Below are 22,281 nucleotides of genomic sequence, written 5' to 3' on the forward strand. Positions count from 1 at the left end.
GTGATCCAGCCGACCTTCGACGCCTACCACGTCGCCGGCACCGCCAACAGCCTCACCGACCCCGTCGCCAACATCACCGCGGCCGCCAACTACGCGGCCGACCGCTACGGCTCCATCGACAACGTCAACTCCGCCTACTGATCCGGGCGTTACGGTTCCCCCCGGACGGGGCGGACGGAGACGCGGCCCCGCGCGAAGCCGCGCGGGACAGCCCTCAGAGCTGCCGCAGGTGGTCACGCAACGTACGGGCCACCTGCGCCATGAGGGCGTCGGCGCCGGGCTGGACACTGGCCGGGACGAGCGACTCGGTCAGGACTGCGATGGCGAAGGCCTGGCCGTCGGAGTGCTCGACGACACCGATCTCGTGCCGGAGATTGAGAAGCGTGCCGGTCTTGGAGGACCAGGTGGTGGCATCGGAGCTGAAGTCGGGCGCGAGCCGGTGCCGGAGGAGGTTGTGGGCCATCAGGCCACGCACGTGCGCGGCCGCCTCGGGATGGATCTTCGACGGCGTCCACAGGGCCTGCAGCAGTTCGACGTAGGCGCGTGCACTGCCGGTACTGGCGCGAGTGGTGTCGAGCTGGGACACCCGATGCCCGCGGCCACTGGTACCGGCGTCGATGGCGAGCGAGAGCGCGAGATGGGCCTGAGAGGCGTCGAAACGCTCCAGAGGAGTGTCGATGAGCTCGTCGAGGCCGTGCCGGATCGTGATGCCGTGCAGACCGAACTCGCGCAGCATGCCGGTGACCTGGGCGGGCGGGGTGAGGTCGAACAGTACGTCGGCGGCCGTGCCGTCGCTCACACAGGTGCTCATGTAGAGCAGGTCGTCGATCGCGATCCGGGCGGGGTGGCGGAACTGGCTCAGCCCGGTGGGACCGGGCACGGCCGTACGCCCCGGGAGCACGTCGACCATCGTCGCTCCGTCGAGTTCGCCCCGCCGGATGCGCTCCACCGTCGCCAGCGCGAGCGGGACCTTGGCCAGGGACGCGGCGGGCAACTGGGTGTCCGGAGCGATCCCCACTTCCTCGCCCGTGTGGAGATCCCGCACGAGCAGACAGCCGCGCAGCCCGCCGTCGTGCAATTGCCGGCGCATGTCGCCCAGAAGCGCTTCGGTGCTCACGCCACCGGCCCTTCCGTGCCGCCCGCCGCGGCGTCCGCGCCCAGGCAGCGGCCGATGGCATCGCCCAGCCGTGCCTCGACGTGTTGTGGATTGCCGCCCGCCGCGGCGGCGAGGGCGAACCCCCGGACGAGCGCGATCTCACCGATGGGCCGCCAGGCCAGGGAGAGGTCCTCGGCCTGCGCGGGGGAGCACAACAACAGGTCGCGCGTGCAGAGCACTTCCGCCGCGGCGCTCGTCAGATCGGGTGCCGTGACGAGCTGGGCGGGGCGCAGGCCGACCGCGTCCCGCAGCCGGGTCAGCGGGTCACGGATGTGCGGCACGTCGTCCTCCGGCTGGATCCAGATGCGGCGGGCCGGGCCCGGCGACACCCGCCCGATCCGCAACGTCTCGATGTAGATGCGCCGCACGCCGGTATCCCGGACCCCGGCGAGCCCGAGCGGCACGGACCACGTCGCCTCGTCGGCGGGCACCGCGAGCAGGGCGGCACGCACCAGTTGCGAGTGGATGAGCTCGCTGCGCTGCGCGGGCCCGGCGATGCGGAGGTCGAGCACGATGCCGTGCTCCCGGGCCTCGGCGACCAGCCGGGCGAGACCGACCGTCGAGCAGAGGCCGGGCATCGCGAGCCGCCAGGGCTTGCACTTCGCGGCATCGGCCTCGTGCAGCAGCACATCGGCCGCCTGCACGAGCTGTCTGGCCGCCGGCAGCATGTCCCGGCCGAAGGGCGTGAGCACGGCCCGTCGCGACATGCGCTCGAACAGCTGCTCGCCGAAGAGTTCCTCCAGGGCGGCGACCCGACGACTGGCCACCGGCTGGGACATCCGGGTCGCGGCTGCTCCGACGGTGAAGCTGCTGTGCTCGCTGACGCCGACGAATGCTCGACACGCTCCGACCAGATCCACGCCCCGCACCCTATGCCAGATCCGCATGGAACGGCACGCGAGCGTATTGGACCGCATGACCGCCGAACGGTGAGGGTGGTACCGGCACTCATGACCACGTTCCGGGACGGGGCCGTGCCGCCCCGTCCCCCATGCGCCCTGCCCGAAGGGCGCCCTGTGGAGGTTCGGACCCATGCAGCAGCACAGCCGTGTCCGGCGCACCCTTCTCGCCGCGCTGACCGCCCTCGCCCTCGTACCGCTCGCGGCCTGCGGGAGCGAGGAGTCCCGCTCCTCGTCCGCCGTCTCCCCGGCGGCGTACTCCTCATCCGTCGGGGCCGTGCGGCCGGGCGGGGAACCCAAGCCGTTCACCCGTCAATTCAAGCAGCTGGAGCGCGAGTTCGACGCACGATTGGGCGTGTACGCCATCGACACCGGCACCGGCCGCGAAGTCACCCACAACGCCGACGAGCGCTTCGCCCACGCCTCCACGTTCAAGGCGCTGGCCGCCGCTGCCGTGCTGCGCAAGTACTTCCTGGACGGGCTGGACGAGGTGGTCGAGTACTCCCGGGACGACCTGGTCAGCGACTCCCCGGTGACCGAGAAGCACGTCGACACCGGGATGACCCTGAAGGCCCTGTGCGACGCCACCGTCCGCTTCAGCGACAACACCGCGGGCAACCTGCTCCTCGACCGGCTGGGCGGCCCCCGGGGACTGCAGGCCGTGCTCGCCGGGCTCGGTGACGACGTGACCCGGATGGAACGCTACGAACCGCAGCTCAACGAGTGGTCCCCGGGCGCCACGGCCGACACCAGCACGCCCCGGGCGCTCGCGAAGGACCTGCGCGCGTTCGTCCTCGGAGACGTCCTCGGCAAGGACGAACGCGCGCAGCTGGCGCAGTGGCTGCGGACCAACACCACCGGGGACGAGCTCATCAGGGCCGGGGTGCCCGGGAACTGGGTGGTCGGCGACAAGACCGGAGCCGGTGGTTTCTACGGCACCCGCAACGACATCGCCGTGGTGTGGCGTCCCGGCGCCGCCCCGATCGTCATGGCGATCCTGTCGAACCGGGGCGAGCCGGACGCCGAGTACGACAACGAGCTCGTCGCGCGGGCGGCCTCCGTGGTCGCCGGCACGCTGTCGTAACGGCCCCGCCCTCAGGCGGTACGGGGCCGGATGCCGTGCCGGATCCAGACGTTGGGCTCGACGTAGACGGCGTGGTCGCGCGCGGTGTCGCAGTGCACCGGTGCCAGGGCGCCGGGTACCTCGACGTCGCCGTCCCGGTCGAAGGGCAGCCCGGTCCACTCCCGCCACTGGGCCGACGAGGCACTGACCGTCATCGAGGCGGGGGCGACCTTCTCGATGGTTCCGCCGGCCCTGACGTGCACCCGCACCCACGGGTCGGCGGGCAGCCCGTCGTCCCGCAGCCGACGGAGGTATTCGGCCATGGGGACGCGGGGTTCCAGGTGCTTGGCCGTCGGGCGGACCGGTGCCAGCAGGGCGTCGTGCCCCTGCCGGCCGGCCGCCTGCCGCATCGCCGTCAGCATGCGCGGGGACAGACCGCGGCCCAGGTAATCGACGTCCACCGAGATCTCGAGCGCGCTGACCGCCGTCGGGGCGTTCCCGTACTGCCGGTCCTGGAACGCCCACACCAGCACCCGGTCCCAGCCCTGGTCGGGCATCTCCTCGCGCCCGTCGAGCTCGGCGTCGAACGGCACGGCGAACCCCCGCGCGACGACCCGGTCGCCGTCCGTCGCCACCACGCAGTACTGCGGGAACTCCTCGGGAACCCGGCTCAACAAGGCGTTGGCGACCGGCTCGTGGGAGATGAAGGCGGGCCATGCGTCGTCGATCTCGTAGACACGGGCGATCAACGACGGATTCTCGTGGAGCGGGACGATCCGGATGCTGTCTTTCTCTGTCACGACGGAGCACCCTGCCACAGGCCCATGCCGGAACCAAGGCAATTGTCCCGCGGGCGTCCCCGCCCCTTCGAAGCCGTCGGGGACACCCGGTCCGGGACGTCCTCACCGCTTGGCGAAGGTCACTTCCTTTTCGCCCTCCTCGTAGTCGTAGTTGCCGGTGAAGCCCCAGTTCTTCCATCCGCCGTCGCCCTTGTTGGTGATGGTTCCCTCGTCGACGGCGAACACGTCGACACCGTTCACCACCGCGAGGTGCTCAAGACCGGACACCTTGGTGAAGGAGAGGTCGTTGAACGACTTCGCCGTGATGATGTTCTTGCCGGGGAAGGCGCGGCCGTACTCGTCGATCAGTGAACGGGTCAGCTCGGAGGCGTCGCCCGGAATCTTGCCGGAGTAGTCGGTGCCGGGGTAGGGGCCGCCGTCCGTGTACTTCGGCGTCTCGTCATTGAAGTTCACCGTGCCCGAGCCGACGGGGTAGGGGTCGGCGTCCAGGTCGGCGGGGTCCGGGGTGTCGAAGCGGACCTTCGAGCCGTCGCGGTCGAAGTCGCCGTACCACGCCCAGTTGGTGTAGCCGCCGTCGCCGTCGTTGCTGAACTCGCCCTTGTCGAAGACGTAGATGTCGAAGACGGCCCGGCCGGAGGCGATGTCGTCCCCCTGCTCCTGGTCGTGGTACTCGTTGGAGTTCAGCCGGTACCTGCCCTCGTGGACGAACGCGTCCGGTTTCTCGGTCCAGTGCGACTTCTGTTCCGAGTGCATCGCGACCACGTTGTAGTCGGGGTAGCAGCGGCGCATGTCGTTCACCAGCATCCGTACCGCCTGGGTGGATGCCTCGGGGTGCAGCGGGGAGTACGTGTTGTAGTACCGGTTCCGGTCGGGCGGTTCCTGCCCCTCGACCTGGCAGCCCTCGTCGCCGGGCTTCCAGCCCTCCTTGCGCCCGGGCTTCGGCGGCTCCTCGAACGTGACGGTGCGGCGGTCCTCGCTGACGTCGTACACGCCGCGGAATCCCCGGTTCTTCCAGCCGAGTTCTGCGTCGTCCGCCCAGGTGAACCTGCCGGTCTTGAACGCGTAGACGCGGTAGGTCGTACCGCTGATCGAGACGGTCTCGACCATCGCCGTGCCGTCCATCTCCTGCAGATTGCCCTCATGGGGCTGCGCGATGACGATGTTGTAGCCGGGGAGGCACCAGGCGAGGTCGTCGAGCGCCTGCTTGACCCGCTTTTCCTTGTTCTTCTCGTTGTTGACCTTGTCGATGACGAAGTTGGCCAGCCAGGAGTATCCCCAGGCGGCCGTCTTGCCGAGCACGCCGTTGCCCGGGACGGACACCGCGGACTGCGATTCCCGTGCCTCGAAGCACATGTCGGGGAGGGCGTTCACGGTCTTGTCGGGGGACGTGTCGGCGGACTTGCTGACGGGCTCGCCGGCTTTGCTTCGCAGAAGGGTGCCGGATTTGACTGGGTCGTGGGGATCTGTCCGGTGCTCGCTCTCCATGACATCGTTGTCTTCCGGGCAGGAGATGCCCAGGGACACACCGATGCGGCACACCTGGCGGTGCGCGGAACGGGAGATGTCGTCCCCGACGCTGGTGGCGGCGATCGCGCCGACCACGACGGCCACGACCCCCAGCAGGGCCAGGTACTCGATCGTCGTCTGTCCCGCACCCGAGTGCATGCCGGCGCGTATCCGGTCGCTTCGTCTCATGTGGCACCTCGTCATGGGTTCCTCGCGTCACCGGGGCGTCCGCCTGCCGGGCTCGGACTGTACCGACGGCCCCCGGGCCCACGGACAGGGTCCGGGGGCCCGTCATCAGGCCCCAAGGAGTCCCACGACGGGGCGACGACGGGCGGGCGCGGGCCCGCGCCCGGCGGGTCCCGCGGGGAGGGTCCGGCGGACCGTTGCCGGGCCGGACTCCACCCGGTCCCGCCCGTCCTCCGGTTTCGCGCGCCCGGAGCGGCTGCCGCGCACGATCTCCTCCCGGGCCGACGACGGGGCACGCCCGTAGGAGGGCAGGACCTCGGGCGGTCGGGGCCGTCGATGCCGCTCAGGTGCGCTTGTAGAACTCGACCTCCCCGACCGCGACGGGACGCCCCTCGCCCTGGCCCGACGCGTCCCGCAGCACGATCCGGACGGAGACGACGTCGCTGATGCCGGTCCGTACCGTCTGCGGGCCCGGCTTGTCGGCGAGCGGCATCGCCTTCCTGCGGACCTCGCCGTCCGCCGTGGTGATGAACAGATCGGCCCGCGTGGGCCTGGCCCCCCGCCGGAACTCCCGGGGATCCTTCGACACCCCGGTGTGCACCGTGACGCCGACCAGCCGGAACGGCTTGTCGAAGGCACAGGTCAAGGACGAGTCGAGCGCGGGCGCCCCCCAGTAGGTGTTGGTCACCCCGTCGACGGCGTCGGCCGCCGGATGGCCGGGGACCCGGGCGCTCGCGGTGGCCCTCGACGGCTCGATCTCCGCCGTTCCGCCGAGCTTGTCCCGCACGTCCTCGAAGAGGTAGCGCCCGACGGGCAGGAAGAGGAAGCCCGTGAACAGCAGCCCGACGACCACCAGTACCAACACGATCCGCCGCAGCATCCGGCCCGACCCGCCCCGCGTACGACGGCGCAGCGGCCACACCGTGCGCCACCACGGCAGCGGCTTGGACTGCTCCCGGGTCCGCAGCGGTGCGGCGCAGCGTCGGCAGAACCGGCGTTCCGGAAGGTTCGGGGTGCCGCACGCCGGGCACGGCGGCCCGTCCGGGGTCTCCTCCGCAGCCACCGGCCGGACGACGGGGCGCCGGGCGATCGGCTCGGCCGGCTGCACCGCGACCACGGGCGTCCCCTCCTCCGCCGGTGGTTCCGGCCGGGCGGGGGCGGGCCGCACCGGCTGCGGGGGCGGTTCCGGGGCCGCGGCGGGCGGCGTCGCCGGGGGCGGCCCGGCGGACTCCTGCTCGCGCGACCGCGCGGGTGCCACCGGCGGCTCGGGGCGCGGGGCGGGCGGGGGCCCGGCCGCGGGCCCTGCGGCCTGCGGGGCGGCACCGGCCGCGGGAGCGTCCGGAGCCCGGCCCGTCGGCCCGGCGGCCGGTTCCGACGGCCCGGCGGGCTCCTCGGGGCCGACCGGTTCCGCGCCGGGAGGGGACTGCGGCGGCCGGGAGGACCAGCCCAGATAGGAACCGCAGTTCCCGCAGAACTCGTCGTCATCGCGGTTGCCCGCACCGCACGCCGGACATGGGCGCATCGCGTCAGCCTCCTGTCTCCGCCGGCGGACCCGGCAGGATCTCCACCCGGCACGTGAGGTGCACGGGGCACGACGCCGCGACGACCTCCAGGACGCGGTCCGCGTCCACCGGACCCCCGTGCGGCGCCCAGACCCGCACCAGCAGTTCGCCGGTCGGAGCCGGGGGCAGCGCGGTTCCCGGCTCCGGCGACCACACGACGCCCCCGCCGTCACGGATGTCGGCGTGGACACCGAAGCAGAGCCGCAGCTGCTCGACCAGCCCCCGGCGGGTGCCCCGCCACCGGTGCAGCTCGACGGCGTGGGCGACGACGGCCCGGCACAGCTCCGGCGGCAGCCCCGGATCGAGGTCGGCACCCACCCAGGACGCCAGCCAGGGCAGGAAGTCGGCCGGGGCGAGCGCCGGATCGAAGTAGGCCGGAAGGTTGTCCAGGGTGGACAGGACGGGGGCCAGCACGGTGTCCAGCCCCGCGGTGAACCGCTGGGCCAGGTCGTCGTCGGCGTACAGCGCGGGCAGCAGCCCGCCGATCGGGTAGCGGCTGGGGAGCCCCGGCACCGCGGCTCTGGTCATGAACCCTCACCCCGCCCGCCCGCGGTGACCACGACCTGGTGCTGGTGCGAGAAGACCAGGGCGCCCGCGGCGACGTCGATCCGCTCCTGCGCCGCCCCGCGCCGGCCGGTGATCGGGTCCGCCGGGAACAGCCGCACCTCCTCCACCAGCCCCACCCCCGGCACGTTCTGGAGCACCGCGAAGACCTCGCCGTACTGCACCGGTCGGCCGAACGGCCAGCCCGTCCCCTCCGCCCCGCCCCGCAGGGGGTCGATGTGCCGGAACAGCGCCGCGAGCGCCTCCGTACGGACCCGGTCCACGTCCCCGCCGGACGCCACCAGCCTGGCGACCACGGTGACGCCCTGGTACGCGGGCGGTTCCACCACCAGCCGGGTTCCGACCAGCCGCCGCTCGTCGAGCCGGGCCGCGACCGCCGAGAGCACCGAATCCGACGGGATCAGCTGCTCGAACCGCAGGTTCCCGCCCTCGTCCGGGACCGCGTCGGGAACCACCAGGACCCGCACCGCCCCGCCCTCGCCCGCGACGGCGGGCAGGCACCGGACCCTGCGCAGGGAGGGCGCCGCCTCGCGGGCGATGACCTCGTGGTCCGCGGCCGTGACGGCCCGCTCCTGGACCCGGAGGATGTTGGGCGCCCGGACCTTCGCGTTCTCCACCGTCTCGCCGTCGACCCCGCCCCGGGCCGCCTCACGGTTGTGCACGCTCGCCACGTACGGCACCGAGCTGCGCAGCACGTTGATGGCGCCCCGGGCGACGTTCCCGGCCGCGCCGCCGCCCGTCCGGCAGCGGGGGATCCGCAGCTGTGCGCCCTTCTCGGGCACGGCGCCGCAGGAACGCATCGTCCCGTCGGGCTCGCGCACCTCGGGCGGAAACGCGAACTCGCCGGTGACGGCGTCGATCCGCACATGGCGGTCGTCCGGCAGGGAGGCACCGAAGTGCTCCACGGCGGTCCACACCTGCCAGCCCTCCGCGGACGACACCTGCACCACCGGCGGCTCCCCGTCCAGCAGCAGCGGCGCCCGGTCCACGAGGAACCGCTGACCTGCGACCCCCTCCGAGACGCCCAGCGGAACGTCCAGGACGGTCTCCGCGTGCTCCACGTCCGCGGTGCCGCCGACGGTGAACACCTCGGCCTCCCGGATCGTCGGCGACTCGGAGTAGAACGGCTGGCCCGGCTCCGGCGCGGTGACCCGGCAGCGCAGCCACCCCGCCCGGGTCCCCGCCGCCACCGACGTGGTGTGCCCGGCGGGGACGAACACGGTGATCTCGCCCGGCCGGTTCAGCCCGCCGGTGCTGTCGGTGCCGGTCCGGCACATCACCCAGCGGGCACCGTCCCACGCCTCCCACACCAGCGGCGGCTGCCGCGGGTCCACGCCCACGCCCTCCACCCGGCTGTCCAGGCGCACGGCGACGATGCACCGGGGAACGGCGGTCGGCAGCCCGAACAGCACCGCGTCGCCCGGCTCCGGCCTGGCCTGGAAGCACGGAACGTCCTGGCCCGCACCGAGCGGCGCGGTCCGGTCGGTCTGCTCGCCCGACACCGGCGCGGTGACCAGCCGGGCCAGCGAACTCGGCACGATCGAGAGGTCGTCGGAGGTGGAGAACACCACCTCCTCCTCGGCCTCGCCGCGCGAGGTGGCGACCTCCGTCCCCGCCGGGAGCAGCACGGTCTCCGGCTGCGGGGCCGACAGCCAGAAGTCGACCTCCGCCCGCGCCGCCGTCGGCGGGAACAACGTGACGCCCAGCAGGTCGAGGAAGGCCGAGTAGTTCTTGTCCGGCACCCGGTTCAACCGGTACAGCAACTGGTCGACCATGTACGCGAACGTCTCGATGAGCGTGACGCCGGGGTCCGACACGTTGTGGTCGGTCCACTCCGGGGTGCGCTGCTGGACGTACCGCTTGGCCTCGTCGACGAGTTGCTGGAAGCGCCGGTCGTCCAGGTTGGGGGAGGGCAGGGCCATCAGCGCACCCCCGCTTCCGCGGAGCCCTCGGAGGAGGGGATGGTGTAGAAGGGGAAGACGAGGTTGCGCAGGTCGTTCGTGGCGCGCACGGCATAGTGCACGTCGATGTACAAGGTGCCCTCCTCGACGGCGTCGAACGCGATCACCACGTCGGTGACCTCGATGCGCGGCTCCCAGCGCTCCAGCGACGTGCGGACCTCGTGCGCGATGCGGCCCGCGGTGGCGCCGTCGCCGGGGGCGAAGACGTGGTCGTGGATGCCGCAGCCGAACTCAGGCCGCATCGGCCGCTCGCCCGGCGCCGTGCCGAGGATCAGCCCGATCGCCTCCTCGATCTCCTGGTCCCGCTCGACCATGCCGATGCCGCCCGTGGGACCGACCCGCAACGGGAAGCCCCAGCCGCGCCCGATGAAGCCGCTCACACCGGACCCCCGATCAGGACGTTCATCGCGCCGGTGACGATCTGCGCGCCGCAGCTGGTGGTGTCCCGCATCCGGGCGGCGGGCAGCCCGCCGATCAGCACCTGACCGCCGACCGCGGCGGCGGGGTTGGGCAGGACGACGTTCCCGGGCCCGAGCGCGGCGTGCGGGGGGACCACGCACACGTGCAGGCTGCCGGTGACGGCCGCGGGCCTGCCGCCGATCAGCACGGTGGCCACGGCCACGGCACCCGGTGGCGGGGTCCCGATGAGACCGCCGTGAACGGTGGAGTCGCCCGTCCGGGCTGCAGGGGGCATGGTCGTTGTTCTCCTTGCTGCGAAAAGGAATTCGGCCGTCGTACGGGCCGTGTCGGGGCGTCAGTTGATCCGGATGAGCTTGGCCTTGAGGACGGCGAGCAGTCCGCCGTCGACGGTGACCCCCGTTCTGCCGTTGACGTTCACCGAACGCCCCTTCACGTTCACCTCACCCGTACCGGCGTCGATCGTGATGCCGGACTTGGAGAGGGTCACGGAGCTCAGCACCCGGCTGCCGCCGGGCGCGAACACCTTCAGCGCGATCTCGTTCCGCCGCTCGTCCAGCGTGACGTCGAGCCGCTTGTCACCACTGGCCAGCCGGACGCCGGACGGCCCGCGCGGACTGTCCAGCAGTTCCAGCCGGTGCCCCGAACGGGAAACCAGCGAGCGGCGGTTGACCTTTCCGCTGGTCGGGTCGACCAGCGGCACGTCGTGCGGCGACGGCTTGTCGACCCCGTTGTAGAGGCCGCCCAGCACATAGGGGCTGTCCAGCAGGCCCTGCTCGAACCCGACCAGCACCTCGTCGTTGACCTCGGGACTGAACACACCGCCGCCGCCCCGGCCGCCCCACTGCACCGTACGGACCCAGTCGGACACATAGGTGTCGTCGAGCCAGGGGAACTTCAGCCGCACCCAGCCCCGTTCGTCCCTGCCCTCGCGGATGTCGGTGACCACACCGATCGCGAGACCCGGCATGCGCGGACCGCGCGCGGGCGCGTTCGCACCACCGGCCAGCCCCGCCAGGGAACGGTCGGGCGCGGCGCTCACCAGCACCGTCGTGCGGTAGCCGCCGTTCGGCTCCAGGACGTGGTGCGCGGCGGTCGCCGTGTAGCGGCCGGAGAACGCGGGCCCGACGTTGCCGAGCGCCACCGGCTCACCGGCCCGCAACTGGGGATTGCCCTCGGCGACCGCCTCGATCTCCCCGAAACCGGAGCTCACCGAGGCGGCCAGGGAACCGGCGACAGCCGTGGCCTCGGCCTGGGTCCGGTACGGGGTGTCGGCGACCGTCAGCCGGGTGCCCGCCCCGAACGCCCCGGCCGCCCGCGACGGACTCATCCCGGGCGACACCGTGTCGCTGCGCACGGACTGCTCACGGGCCACCAGCCGCCGCTTGGTCTCGACGTCCCAGCCGCGCACCTCCACGTCGTCCGCCCCGTCCGCCCCGGTCAGCACGGCCCGCAGGGCCAGCAGGTTGCGCCCGTACTCGAGCACCATCGGGTTCCGGGCGGCGGAGGTGTCGGGCGAGGGCGCCGACGCGGCGGGCTTCGGCTTCACGAACTGCAACAGGCCCTTGTCGTCCACCCGTACCTGAGCGCCGCTCTCGCCCGCGAGGTACTGGAGGAACTCCCAGTCGGAGACGTTGGGCTGGGTCAGCTGCTTGTACATGACGGGGGCGGCCTCGACCCTTCCGCAGGCGAGCCCGGCACCCGCGGCGACCTTGCGGACGATGTCCGCGGCCCGCATGTTGCGGTAGGCCACCACCTTCCGGCCGCGCTGCAGCCGGTGGGCCCTGGAGAAGGCCCGGACGACGGTGAACGAACCGGTGGTGTCGCTGTCCAGTTCGAGCGCCGTGACCTCGCCGGTGAACAGCCGCTCGCGCGCCCGTTCCTGCACGGTGACCACGGAGATCTTCAGCGGGGTGCCGATGGTGAGCCCGGTGGCGGTGAGCAGCTTGTGGTCGGGGTCCCGGTACGTCAGCACGGCGGTGTCCGGCAGGCCGACGTTCTCGTCGACCACACAGCTCACCAGCTGGGCCGCCCAGACGGGGGGCAGCTCGCTGGGGGCCTCGACGATCGGATCGGCGGCGAAGGAACGGCCCGGGGCGGTCATCGGCCGCCCTCCACCGCGGGGGCCTCCAGGCCGGGCACGACCAGCTCCCTGCCCGGGACCAACTGCATCGGGTCGTCGATGTCGTTGGCGTGGGCGATGGTGCGCCACGCGGTGGCGTCGCCGTACTCCCGCCACGCGAGCAGCGGCAGACTGTCGCCGACGACGACCCGATGGGTGCGCCGCGCCTCCCGCGAACCCGACGTCGGGTTCTGCCCCAGCCGCTCGCCGCTCGCCTCCTCGATCGAGAGGGAGCAGGTGGCGCGCAGCGGCTTCCCGTCGACGTCGAAGAGGGTGTACGAGACGGACAGGCTGGACATCACACCGTCGAACGAGGTCGTCCGGGACGTGCCCCAGTCGAAGCGCACCCAGGGACTGGCCGGTGTCTTGCGGGCCAGGCTGTTCGGGGTGGGCGCGCACGCCAGCATCAGCTGTTCCACCGCCTTCTCCACCGAGTTGTCATGGGTGGCCGTGGCGTCGAGGAAGACCTCCATGGACAGGGTCCGGGGCCCACTGCCCACGAACTCGGGCAGCGCGGACTGCTCCGCCATCCGGGACGGGGTGCGCCGCCACTCGGTGCTCTTGTTCAACGACAGCTGCGACGGGTTGAACTGCAACGTGAGCTGGGCGATCCTCCCGCCCGGCTTGGCGCCGACCTCCGCGGGCGGCTCCATGATGGTCAGCTGGGCGCGAGCACGGCTCGTGCGGGCAACGGGTGACATCGCGTTCCTCCTTCCGGTACTTCACGTGCGACGAACTGCTGGGGTGCGCAATGAATTCGATGCCTGATCAGGAGGGCTCCAGGCCCTCGTGCGCGATCTCCAGCGTCTCGATCGCCGGCTGGGAACTGGCGGGATCGAAGGAGGGGCCCTGCCAGCGCACCGGCACGATGCCCTGCACCTGCCAGCCGATGATGCGGCTGAGGTCGGGGCGGAGCGCGACGATCTCGCCGTCCTTGCGCTCGACCCGCTGGATCGTGTCGTTCAGCCACCGCGTGATCCTGAGCGTGTCGGCGGTCACCGGGCGGGTCAGGGTGATGTTGGTCCAGGTGATCCGCCCCGGCAACTGCCAGGTGAAGCCGTTGTTCCCGCCCTCGGCGTACTGCTCCAGCTCCACCTCGGCACCCAGACCCGAACAGGTGTGGAAGGCGCCCAGGTCGTTGCCCCCGATCACCAGCTTGAAGAACACGCTCGTCGCGAAGATGTTGTCCGTCATTGCTCTTCTTCTCTGCCGTTTCCCAGTGCCCCGCCGGGCGGAGCCGTCGTCAGCGACGGTTGTCGTACAGCCGGCCGGTGCGTTCCCGGCCCCGGCGCAGATCCGCGCGGATCAGCCGGCTCACCGGATCGATCAGGCGGCGTGCCAGTTCCTCGATCTCCGCGCCGGTCACCCGGTGCGCGGCCGGAGCCGTCGCATCGGGCGGGGCGGCCGGTCCGTTCCTCGCCGGTGGACCGGCGGGCTTCACCGGGGCAGCTCTGACCGGGACGCCGGTGATCCCGGCCGCGGCCGCCGCGCGCTGCACGGCCGGGGCCACGGCTCCCGGACCGCTCGCCCCGACGGCCGGACCGGAGGAGGGCACGGCCCCCGGACCGGCTCCCGGCCCGGGGGAGGGACGCGGCGGCACCCGCACCGAGAGGGGCGGTGCTCCACCCGGCACGACGCCGTCCCCTGGCGCCGTGCCGGTGTACAGGGGCCCGATGGACTCGGGCACCACCGGCAGCGCCGTCCGCTGCACGGCCGGGGCGGCCGGGCCGGTGCCGGTCGTTCCGGGCGGATGCGGGCGCACCACCGGGACCGGCCGGGCGGCGGCCGGCGCGGACCCCCCGGAGGGGGACGCCGACGCGTACGGGAGCGTCGGTGCCGGGTGCGGCGCCGGGGACGGCGGAGCGGGGACGCGGCCCGGACGGGGCTCCCCGTGGTCCCGCGCCGACGGGGTGACGTCGGGCCCGGACGGTACGACCGGCCCACCACGCGCCGAACGCTGCACGAGCCGCAGGAGGGAGCCGCCGATCGACGCCCCGCGCCCCACCCGGCCGGTACCGGTCGCGGCCCGCCCCCTGCCGCCGTCCGGCGCGGGACGGGCGGAGCCGGTGGAACCACCGGACGGTGCCCGGCCCGACGGCGCCCCGCCCGGAGTACTCCCGGGCGCCGAGCGCTGAACGGTCCCGCCGGGGCCCGGCCCTTCGGCGTCCCGCCCCGTGCGCACCGGCCGCTCCGAGGGGGCGGGCCCGGCGGGCGGGGGAGGAGCGGTTGTCGGCCGGGGAGACGCACCGGAGGGCGGCCGGTGCGGTCCGGGGGACGTGCTCCCGTGCCCCGACGCCGGTACGACGGCCTCCGGTTGAGGTACGTCACGACGCCAGGTGGCCGTCACGACCGGCCGGGCCGAACCGCCGCCCGCCGCCGCGACCGGGGCCGAGAACCCCTCGGCCGCGCCGGTGCTGGTCTCCAGTGCCCTGCTCGGGAGCAGGGCCCGCGAACGCCGGACGACGGGGGCGGGCCCGTGCATGGCTGCCGGAGCCCGTTCCGGGGCGATCCGCCGGACCCGTACCGGAGCGGCGGGAGAAGGGGAGCCGGTGGCGGGCGTGCTCGTGGACGGAGGGGCGCCCGCCGCGCGCTGGACGGCTGCGGGCCCCGGTACGGCCGGGGCGGGGGAACCGGACGCGGGGGACGAGAGCACGGGCATCGCGGAGGGCCCGTCCGGGCGCGCCGGGGTCCCCACGGGCCCGGACGGTACGGACGACGGGGAGGACGAGGGCGCACGTCCCGACGCCGCATCCTGCCCGGAGCCCATGGCTCCCGGACGCGGCCGACGACGGTCACCGAGCAGGGGAGCGCCGTCCTGACGCCTGGCGGTCGGGGGGAGCGAGGACAGCGGGGCACCGATCCCGCCACGGGCGGGCTTCGCCCGGTCGGCCGGTGGCGGCGCCGACGGGGGGCTCGACGGCCCGTGCCCGGGGGTCCCTTGAGCCCGGTGCCGCTCCGGAGCCGACGGGGACGAGAGCGGGGACGGAGCCGGCCCGGAGGGCTCCGTGGCACCGGTACGCGCGGACGGCTGCGCGCGAGTGGGTGACTGCGGCTGCGGATGCGCGGGTGACTGCGGGCGCGCGGGCGGTGCCGTCGCCTCCGGCGGTCGCGCGGTCGCCGGGGCCGGTGTCTCCGCTTCCTGCCGCTGGAGTACGGGCATGCCGGGGCCGGGCTGCCCCGTGGGGCCGGACGGTACGACCGCCCCGCGCCGGCCCGCCGGGTCGGCGGGCACGGCCCCGGAGGGCAGTTCCCGCAGCGGCCTGCCCAGAGCGGGCCGTACGGCCGTGACCTCGGGAGGCCCGGCGGAGCCGGTCGGCTCGGGCGCGGCTTCGGGAGCCGGGGCGGATGCGGACGCGGGGGCGGCCGGCCGCTCGGACGCGATCCGCCGTGCGGCGCCTCCGTCGGTGACGGGCGCGGGTACGGCCGGTGCGGCTGTCGCGGCCGGTACGACGCCGGTGATGTGCCGCAGCGGCATCGCCGGGCGCCGGGCGACGATCAGCGGCGGCGCGGTCCGCCGGGGACGCACCGGGGTGGGACGGGCGGTCGGTACCGGCATGTCGTCCCGGGGAGACGGTGCCGCCGCTGCCGTGCTTCCGGCCGGAGACGTCCCCGACGGGGCCGGTGCGGTTCCCGGCACGGTCGTACCGCTGTCGCGAGCGGCCCGCCGCGGTGTCTCCCGGAGCGAAGCCCAGGGCCGCCCCGGAGCGCTCGACCGCTGGACGACCGCGGGACCCCGCCCCGCGCCCCCCGCCGCGGGCGACGGGTCGGCGACGGGTTCGGTGCCCCCGTCCGCGTCGGATCGGGCGGCCCGCAGCAGCAGCGGCCCGCCGGCGGACACCTCACGCGCCCCCGCGGGACGGGTGACCCCGCGGATGAGGCCCACCGGCGCGGACGGCATCACGGCATGGCCGAGTTCGCCGCCGAACGCGACGTTCTGCCACGAGGCGAGGCCGGACCGGAACCGCAGCCCGTCGCTCACCCCGATCGAGGACCGGGCGACGGTCACCGCGGGCGGCGCGACCTGCCGCCAACCGCCGTCCCAGTCACCGTCTGACCGGTCGGTCCGGCCGGTGTCCGGGGCGGCAGCGGCCGTCGGCCCGGCACCGGACCCGTCCCCGCCCCCGGAGGAGGCGTCGGACGGCGTCCGGTCCGTCCGGCGGAACCAGTCGCCGAACCCCATACGATCACCCGCCTTCGTTGACGCGGGTGTTGATCCGCGCTATCTCCCGGACCCACTGCTGACGCTCGCCGTGGGTGAGGTCGAGAATGTCCTCACGCTGCCAATGGAAGTGGTAGGCGACGTACGCGATCTCCTCCCGCAGGCGGGGAAGCGCGTACGTCACGATTCCCCCAGGCGCCCACCCGAGAGGTCCACCTCGAACGAGCCGTGGCACAACGGACACGTCACCGCGGCGTGCGTGTGGCCCTCGCTGTTGATCCGCCGGTAGAAGTCCTGCAGAAACGCCACGTCGGTGGCGTACATCCGCTCGACCACCCCGGCGTGCACATCGGTGACGGTGCCGAGCCGGGTGATCACCTGGCTCAGCAGCACCACGCTCAGGTACGCCGGGTTCTCCTTCACCCGCAGGTCGATCTGCGGGCGCAGCTCGTCCCGCGCCGTCGCGAGCCGCATCGAGCCCTGCCGGTGCACCTGGCCCTCGTCGTCGACGTAACCGCGTGGCAGCTCGAACTCGAACTCCGTGCGCAGATCCTGGCGTTCCCGTTCCCGTTCCCGTTCCCGCGCCGCGGGCGGTGCGGGGGTTTCCTCGCGGGCGGCGGACCGGGCGGACGCCAGGGTGTCGAGAACTTCGTCGAGCCCGCCCGACGTAACGGTCCTGCGCCTCATTCGACCACGATCTCCTCGAAGGTGATGGTGACCGTCTCGGTGGCCGGGCTGGACTCGCCGGCCTTCAGCGACGGCCCCTCCCACTTGCTGGCCCAGCCCTGCATCAACTGGATGCGCCGGACCGTCTCGCCCTTCGAGTCCTTGATCTCGATGGTCAGGTTCTGGCGCGCGGTGTCGACGGCCCCGTTGTTGAGCGTCTCCTTGATCCACTTGGTGAACTCGCTGCTCTTGTCGAGTCCACGGGTGATCGTCACCTCGCCCGCTTGGCGCGCGCCGGGCTGCTTGCGGATGATCTGCTTGCCCTCGGCGGTCACCTGACGGACCTCGACGACTTCTTCCTCGACGGTCAGACCGCTGACCTCCTGGATCGACTCGACGAGATAGCCGCCGAGCTGCACGCCGAAGACGTGGGTGGAAAGAGCGTCGCCCTCTGCCATGGCTCTGTGTCACCTGTTCCGTTTGCGGACCCTGCCGGGTCACTCGTTGACGAGGCTGGTGCTGTCGGAGAACTGCGAGAGGCGGAAGACCACGAACTCCGCGGGCTTCACCGGCGCCACGCCGATCTCGCACACGACCTGGCCGAGGTCGATCGACTCCTGCGGATTGTTGTCGCGGTCGCACTTGACGTAGAACGCCTCCTCGGCCGTGCGGCCGAAGAGAGCGCCCCGGCGCCACTCCTCGGTGAGGAAGGCGGTCACGTTGCGCCGGATGCTCGACCACAGGCGGTCGTCGTTCGGCTCGAACACCACCCACTGGGTGCCCAGGAGGATCGACTCCTCCAGGTAGTTGAAGAGACGGCGCACATTGAGGTAGCGCCAGGCGGGGTCCGACGAGAGCGTGCGGGCGCCCCAGATCCGGATGCCGCGGCCGGGGAAGGCGCGCACGCAGTTGACACCGATCGGGTTCAGCAGGTCCTGCTCGCCCTTGCTGAGCCGGATCTCCAGGTCCAGCGCACCGCGGACGACCTCGTTGGCGGGGGCCTTGTGCACGCCGCGCTCGCCGTCGCTGCGCGCCCACACACCGGCGACGTGACCGCTCGGCGGCATCAGGGAGTTGCGTCCGGCCGTCGGGTCGAAGACGTTGATCCACGGGTAGTACACGGTCGCGTAGCGCGAATCGAATCCGGCGTCGTCGTTGCGCCAGGTACGGACCCGCTGCGCGTTCATGCCCGGCGGGGTGTCCAGCACGGCGACCCGGTCGCCCATCTGCTCGCAGTGCGAGATCAGCGCGAGCTGGACGGTCTTGACGCCCTCGGCGTCGATGTCCCCGCGCTGGTGGGCGCTCATCAGGTCCGGAACGGCGACCATGGTGATCTCGTCGATCGCTTCGAGCCCCGCGAGTCCCGTGCGCTCCGAGGAGTCCCCGACGAACTCGGCCGGGCCGACGCGCGCGGCGTCGGCTCCAGGGCCGGCAGCGGCGGGCGAGAGGGGGAGGACCTGGTTCCCGGGGCGGCTCTGGGCCGTGCCGGGCTGCTCGACGACCTGGATCAGCTTGGACTGGCGGGTCTGGGTGACCAGATAGCCCTTGACGCTCTTGCGGGTGGAGACGTCGAAGGTCTCCACCACCTTGCCGGCCTGCCGCACCAGCAGCCGGAACCGGTCCTCCGGAGGGTTCTCCCCCTCCGCGTCGGCGACCTCCACCGAGAGGTCGCCACTCGTACCGGGCCGTGCGGACACCAGGAAGCCCCCGAGCGCGACGGACGGGGCCGCCGCGGCGGATCCGCCCGCCGAGTCCTGCGCGGGGCCGCCCACACGCACGACGTAGGCCGAGCCGCCGCCATTGGCGAAGTATCCGTGGACCGCGCGCGTCAGGTACGTGCCGGGCGCATGGGTGCCGAAGGTCTGGACGTACTGGTCCCAGCTGGTCACCAGCGTCGGCCGGTGGAAGGGGCCGGTCTCCGCGAAACCGACGAAGGCTGCGATCGCCGTGCCGACTCCTTCGATGGGCCGTGCTCCGGACTGCACCTCCTCCACGTATACACCGGGGGTGAGGTACGACGGCATGCTCGCTCCTTCGGGTGGTCGTCCGGTCGCCGCCCAGTCTTGCCGGGCCGTCCCGGCAGGCAGTAGGCCCCGGAGTCCCGGGCACGGGGCAGGGACACTGCCTTTCCAGGCACCCGGAAGACGGGGAATTCTTCCCCGCGCGGACATTCTCGGAAGGCTTGCCGGGCCCGGCCCGGAGCAATTCTTTCGGCTCATTCGATGAACGCGGGATGAACTCGGGCACGGTGGAAGGCCGTACGACGGTTCGCCGGCGCGCCGAGCGCCGGAAATACGGGTACCGGGACCAGGGGAATGACGGGGAACGAAGGCATGCGGAACCACCCCGCCGGGGCTCCCGGAGCCGCTCGCGAATGCCCGTGCCGAAGGCGGTCCTTCACCTTTGGCGGGCCCACGGGCCGCAGTACGACGCGGGGGTCGTCGACGGCCCCGTACCGCCGCTGCGGACGCCCCGCCGACGTGCCGCGCACCGTCCGGCGACGTCCGTGCCCTCCACGACCAGTAGGACAAGCCGTGGTCAAGGACCGTTCCAGAAGTGATCACTATCAGCCAGAATGAGCCGCGAAACCGGCCGATCGGCCAGTTTCGCGGCCGAAGTGGCCCGGCGGGCTGCGCCGGCGCCCGTACGACGCCCCGCCCGGAAGGCGGCGGCAGGGACAGCGGGCGGAGAACACCCGGTGCCCGTTCGTCCGCCGCCGGTTTCGCGGGCCGCCGCGGGTGCGTTTCACCGGGGCGCACGGGGAAAGAGTTTCGCCAATGACCGGCAAGCCGGGTTTCCCCGGGTCGGGATTTCTGCTGTTCTCTTCCCGCCCGGGGAAATTCGGGGCCCGACGCTTTGTTCTACGGTGCGAGGTCGCTCAGTATGCCGCTGACATTGAGTACCTGGTGGCATCCGGACGCCTGGGTGCCGGTGGCCGGAGTGCCCGGTTTGTTGCACGTCACGGAAGCGGTGACCGTGGCGTTCTCCGGAATCTCGATGGGGGTGACCCAGTGATAGTCCTGGTTGCGGAAGGTCTCCAGGGCGATGGTGGTGATCTTCCGGTTCCCGAACGTGATGGTCAGCACCCCCTCGTCGCCCTGGAAGTTCGCCACCACGAGGTCCGTGACGCCGAACACCTTCCCCTCGGGCACCTGATACGTCTTCTTCTTCCTGCCCCCGGCCCCGGTCTGCACGTCGATCGTCTCCGACATCTGCTGGTGGCCGTCGCCGCCCGTGCCCGTCGTCGAGCCGGAACCGCCCGAGCCGCCGGGAGACCGGCCGGGGCGGGGCTTTTGGTCTCCGTCCTGCCCCTGACCGCCGGAGGCATCGTCCGAGCCGCCGGACGAGGCCCCGCCCTGCTGACCGTTGTTCGGCCGTTCCTTCTCCGCGGCTTTGGTCGCCGCCTGCTCCGCGGTGCTCCGCACCGCGGGCCTGACCAGTGCGAACCACGCGAGCAGCAGGGCGAGCAGCGCGGCCAGCACGATCAGCAACCACCGGGGGAGTATCGGCAGTTGGGCGAACTCGCCGGACAGCGTCTCCGGTTGACGGGGCTGCTCGTCCTCGGTCTCCCGGTCGGTCTTCTCTGCCGCTTCGACCTCGAACGGCCAGGTGGCCGGCCTGCCGAACCAGATCGGCTTGCGGGCCCGCACCCGCAGACCCACCTCGGCGGACTCGCCCGGTTCCAGGCGCCGGTGACCGGGGGAGAAGGCCAGACGGAGTTCCTCCCCGTCCTGCGTTCCGGTGAGCGCGACCCCGACCGGGGTGTTCCCCCGGTTCTGCACCGAGGTCTGGAACCGGGCGCCCAGCCAGCCGCGGCGCCGACGGGGATCGAGCCGGCCCCGGATCTCGTGGAAGGGCTCGACGACCACCGTCGCCTCGGGGACCGCCACCGACTCGGGGCGCTCCGCGGGCAGGACACGTACCCCCAGGGGCGTCTCACCGGCCCGGACCTCGGAGGAACGGGGCGGCGCGAGCCGCACGGTCACCACCTCGGAAGTGCCCGGATACAGCGAGACCCGCGCCGGCTCCACGGTGCTCCACGCGGCGCAGTCGCCGACCACTTCGAGCGTGTAGGCCTCGACGATGTCGCCGTCGTTGCGCACGGTCAGGGCCGTCGTCGCCTCGGCGCCGGGCGACACCGTCACCGTGGACATTTCGAATTCGGCAGTTGTGGTCACGATGCGACGTTAAGCCGCGGACCCGGCGGCACAGCAGAGACGGGAGGGCAACACACGGGCAGGGCCGGTGCCCCCGGAGCACAACGGCACGGCCTCCCCGAGCCCCTCTCCCGGGCCAGGTCCCCCTGACGGAACCCGGCGCGAACGGGCAAGGCAACCGGCATATCGAGCGACAGCACCGAGAAAGACGAGCACGGAACGATGACGACGACAGACGTGAAGAACGAAACGGCGGCGCGCGGACAGTTCCGCAGGCCCACCGCCTCGGAACGCTCCGCCCGGCGCAGCCCCGGGAGGGCCCCGTCGGGCCGGGTCTCCGTGGCGGTGTACGCGGAGGACCTGATCCTCCAGACCGGCGTGATCCAGCAGCTGCGACCGCGTCCCGAGGTAGAACTGACGACGGATGCCGAGGCCGACCGGGCCCAGGTCTCCTTAGTGGTGGTGGACATGGTGGACGAACCCGCCGTCCGGCTCCTGTCCCGCCTCCAGCGCAACACCGCGACCCGCACCGGCCTCGTTGTCGGTTTCTTCGAATCGGGCGCGCTCCAGACCCTGATCGAGTGCGGCGTGGCCGCCGTGCTCAGGCGCGGAGAGGCCGACCAGGACCGTCTCGTCCATCTGGTGACGGCGATAGCCAACGGGGAGGGCGTACTCCCGGGCGACCTGCTCGGAAAGCTCCTCGACCACGTCAGCAGCCTCCAGCGCACGGTCCTCGACCCCCGGGGACTCTCGCTCTCCACCCTCACGGCACGGGAGGCGGAGATGATCCGGCTGGTTTCGGAGGGCTTCGGCACGGCGGAGATCGCGCAGAAGACCTCGTACTCCGAACGCACCGTCAAGAACGTGCTGCACGAGATGGCGACACGGCTCGAACTGCGCAACCGGGCACACGCCGTCGGCTACGCCATGCGGCACGGACTCATCTGAGTCCCGCCCCGTGCTCCCGCGCTCCCGTGCGGCGGCGTGCCGACGCCGCCGCACGGGAGCGCTCCGGCGTGCCCGGGGAGGAGAGTCCCGGGGAGAGGGGACGCAAAGGGCAGCG

The 22,281-nt window shown here is 72.8% G+C and carries 22 protein-coding genes and 1 pseudogene; 5 read left to right on the top strand and 18 right to left on the bottom strand.

The annotated features are described in order from the left end of the window. Window positions 1-141: pseudogene (locus ACWCXX_RS19175) on the top strand (transglycosylase SLT domain-containing protein); the annotation flags it as partial. A 73-nt stretch (window positions 142-214) separates the two neighbouring features. On the opposite strand, the gene ACWCXX_RS19180 reads toward ACWCXX_RS19175, so the two are convergent. Continuing rightward, window positions 215-1,117: a serine hydrolase gene (locus ACWCXX_RS19180; protein WP_451128678.1), complete on the bottom strand. Its 903-nt coding sequence runs from the start codon at window positions 1,115-1,117 to the stop codon at window positions 215-217. Continuing rightward, entirely contained in the window at window positions 1,114-2,016 is a 903-nt protein-coding gene (locus ACWCXX_RS19185; protein ID WP_451128680.1) for a LysR family transcriptional regulator, read from the bottom strand. The genes ACWCXX_RS19180 and ACWCXX_RS19185 overlap by 4 nt, the downstream gene beginning before the upstream one ends. Window positions 2,017-2,188: 172 nt before the next feature. Here ACWCXX_RS19185 and bla point away from each other — a divergent pair, with 172 nt between their 5' ends. Beyond that, window positions 2,189-3,139 (top strand): class A beta-lactamase, encoded by a 951-nt coding sequence (bla, locus tag ACWCXX_RS19190; RefSeq protein WP_451128682.1) that lies wholly within the window; start codon window positions 2,189-2,191, stop codon window positions 3,137-3,139. Window positions 3,140-3,150: 11 nt separating this feature from the next. Here the strand turns inward: bla and ACWCXX_RS19195 are convergent, their stop codons facing one another. From ACWCXX_RS19195 to ACWCXX_RS19245, 11 genes are all read right to left on the bottom strand, one after another. Further along, a complete protein-coding gene (locus ACWCXX_RS19195; protein ID WP_451128684.1) occupies window positions 3,151-3,918 on the bottom strand; it encodes an N-acetyltransferase in 768 nt (255 codons plus the stop codon). Between the two features lie 102 nt (window positions 3,919-4,020). Beyond that, window positions 4,021-5,613 (bottom strand): hypothetical protein, encoded by a 1,593-nt coding sequence (locus ACWCXX_RS19200; RefSeq protein ID WP_451128686.1) that lies wholly within the window; start codon window positions 5,611-5,613, stop codon window positions 4,021-4,023. A gap of 340 nt (window positions 5,614-5,953) precedes the next feature. Beyond that, window positions 5,954-7,132 carry an NADase-type glycan-binding domain-containing protein gene (locus ACWCXX_RS19205; protein ID WP_451128688.1) on the bottom strand — a complete coding sequence of 393 codons (1,179 nt, stop codon included), beginning with the start codon at window positions 7,130-7,132 and terminating at the stop codon, window positions 5,954-5,956. A gap of 4 nt (window positions 7,133-7,136) precedes the next feature. Beyond that, window positions 7,137-7,700 carry a phage tail protein gene (locus ACWCXX_RS19210; protein ID WP_451128690.1) on the bottom strand — a complete coding sequence of 188 codons (564 nt, stop codon included), beginning with the start codon at window positions 7,698-7,700 and terminating at the stop codon, window positions 7,137-7,139. Continuing rightward, complete coding sequence (locus ACWCXX_RS19215) at window positions 7,697-9,658, bottom strand: putative baseplate assembly protein (protein ID WP_451128692.1); 1,962 nt, start codon at window positions 9,656-9,658, stop codon at window positions 7,697-7,699. The genes ACWCXX_RS19210 and ACWCXX_RS19215 overlap by 4 nt, the downstream gene beginning before the upstream one ends. Then, the gene (locus ACWCXX_RS19220; RefSeq protein WP_389003299.1) at window positions 9,658-10,077 is read right to left on the bottom strand and encodes a GPW/gp25 family protein; all 420 of its coding nucleotides are present in this window, start codon (window positions 10,075-10,077) and stop codon (window positions 9,658-9,660) included. Before ACWCXX_RS19220 ends, ACWCXX_RS19215 begins: the two co-directional genes overlap by 1 nt. Beyond that, window positions 10,074-10,391 carry a PAAR domain-containing protein gene (locus ACWCXX_RS19225; protein ID WP_451128694.1) on the bottom strand — a complete coding sequence of 106 codons (318 nt, stop codon included), beginning with the start codon at window positions 10,389-10,391 and terminating at the stop codon, window positions 10,074-10,076. The genes ACWCXX_RS19220 and ACWCXX_RS19225 overlap by 4 nt, the downstream gene beginning before the upstream one ends. A 60-nt stretch (window positions 10,392-10,451) precedes the next feature. Next, entirely contained in the window at window positions 10,452-12,218 is a 1,767-nt protein-coding gene (locus ACWCXX_RS19230) for a VgrG-related protein (protein WP_451128696.1), read from the bottom strand. Next, window positions 12,215-12,937 carry a CIS tube protein gene (locus ACWCXX_RS19235; RefSeq protein ID WP_451128698.1) on the bottom strand — a complete coding sequence of 241 codons (723 nt, stop codon included), beginning with the start codon at window positions 12,935-12,937 and terminating at the stop codon, window positions 12,215-12,217. The genes ACWCXX_RS19230 and ACWCXX_RS19235 overlap by 4 nt, the downstream gene beginning before the upstream one ends. 67 nt (window positions 12,938-13,004) lie before the next feature. Beyond that, entirely contained in the window at window positions 13,005-13,430 is a 426-nt protein-coding gene (locus ACWCXX_RS19240) for a phage tail protein (RefSeq protein WP_451128700.1), read from the bottom strand. A gap of 49 nt (window positions 13,431-13,479) precedes the next feature. After that, entirely contained in the window at window positions 13,480-13,791 is a 312-nt protein-coding gene (locus tag ACWCXX_RS19245) for a hypothetical protein (protein WP_451128702.1), read from the bottom strand. Window positions 13,792-13,909: 118 nt separating this feature from the next. On the opposite strand from ACWCXX_RS19245, the gene ACWCXX_RS19250 reads away from it, so the two are divergent. Together ACWCXX_RS19250 and ACWCXX_RS19255 are read left to right on the top strand one after the other, a co-directional pair. Beyond that, window positions 13,910-14,371 (top strand): hypothetical protein, encoded by a 462-nt coding sequence (locus ACWCXX_RS19250; RefSeq protein ID WP_451128704.1) that lies wholly within the window; start codon window positions 13,910-13,912, stop codon window positions 14,369-14,371. A 201-nt stretch (window positions 14,372-14,572) separates the two neighbouring features. Beyond that, window positions 14,573-15,055, top strand: coding sequence for a hypothetical protein (locus ACWCXX_RS19255; RefSeq protein ID WP_451128706.1), 483 nt, complete (start codon window positions 14,573-14,575; stop codon window positions 15,053-15,055). Between the two features lie 1,365 nt (window positions 15,056-16,420). Here ACWCXX_RS19255 and ACWCXX_RS19260 read toward each other — a convergent pair. The 5 genes from ACWCXX_RS19260 to ACWCXX_RS19280 form a co-directional block, all read right to left on the bottom strand. Next, window positions 16,421-16,579 (bottom strand): DUF6760 family protein, encoded by a 159-nt coding sequence (locus ACWCXX_RS19260; RefSeq protein WP_003966147.1) that lies wholly within the window; start codon window positions 16,577-16,579, stop codon window positions 16,421-16,423. Then, a complete protein-coding gene (locus ACWCXX_RS19265; RefSeq protein ID WP_451128708.1) occupies window positions 16,576-17,082 on the bottom strand; it encodes a hypothetical protein in 507 nt (168 codons plus the stop codon). Before ACWCXX_RS19265 ends, ACWCXX_RS19260 begins: the two co-directional genes overlap by 4 nt. Further along, window positions 17,079-17,519 carry a phage tail protein gene (locus ACWCXX_RS19270; protein WP_451128710.1) on the bottom strand — a complete coding sequence of 147 codons (441 nt, stop codon included), beginning with the start codon at window positions 17,517-17,519 and terminating at the stop codon, window positions 17,079-17,081. The genes ACWCXX_RS19265 and ACWCXX_RS19270 overlap by 4 nt, the downstream gene beginning before the upstream one ends. Window positions 17,520-17,558: 39 nt before the next feature. After that, a complete protein-coding gene (locus ACWCXX_RS19275) occupies window positions 17,559-19,085 on the bottom strand; it encodes a phage tail sheath family protein (RefSeq protein ID WP_451128712.1) in 1,527 nt (508 codons plus the stop codon). An 837-nt stretch (window positions 19,086-19,922) separates the two neighbouring features. Then, complete coding sequence (locus ACWCXX_RS19280) at window positions 19,923-21,215, bottom strand: COG1470 family protein (RefSeq protein WP_451128885.1); 1,293 nt, start codon at window positions 21,213-21,215, stop codon at window positions 19,923-19,925. Window positions 21,216-21,440: 225 nt separating this feature from the next. On the opposite strand from ACWCXX_RS19280, the gene ACWCXX_RS19285 reads away from it, so the two are divergent. Further along, complete coding sequence (locus ACWCXX_RS19285; protein WP_451128714.1) at window positions 21,441-22,166, top strand: response regulator transcription factor; 726 nt, start codon at window positions 21,441-21,443, stop codon at window positions 22,164-22,166. The last annotated feature ends 115 nt before the right edge of the window (window positions 22,167-22,281 follow it).

The organism is Streptomyces sp. NPDC001732 (assembly GCF_053596315.1).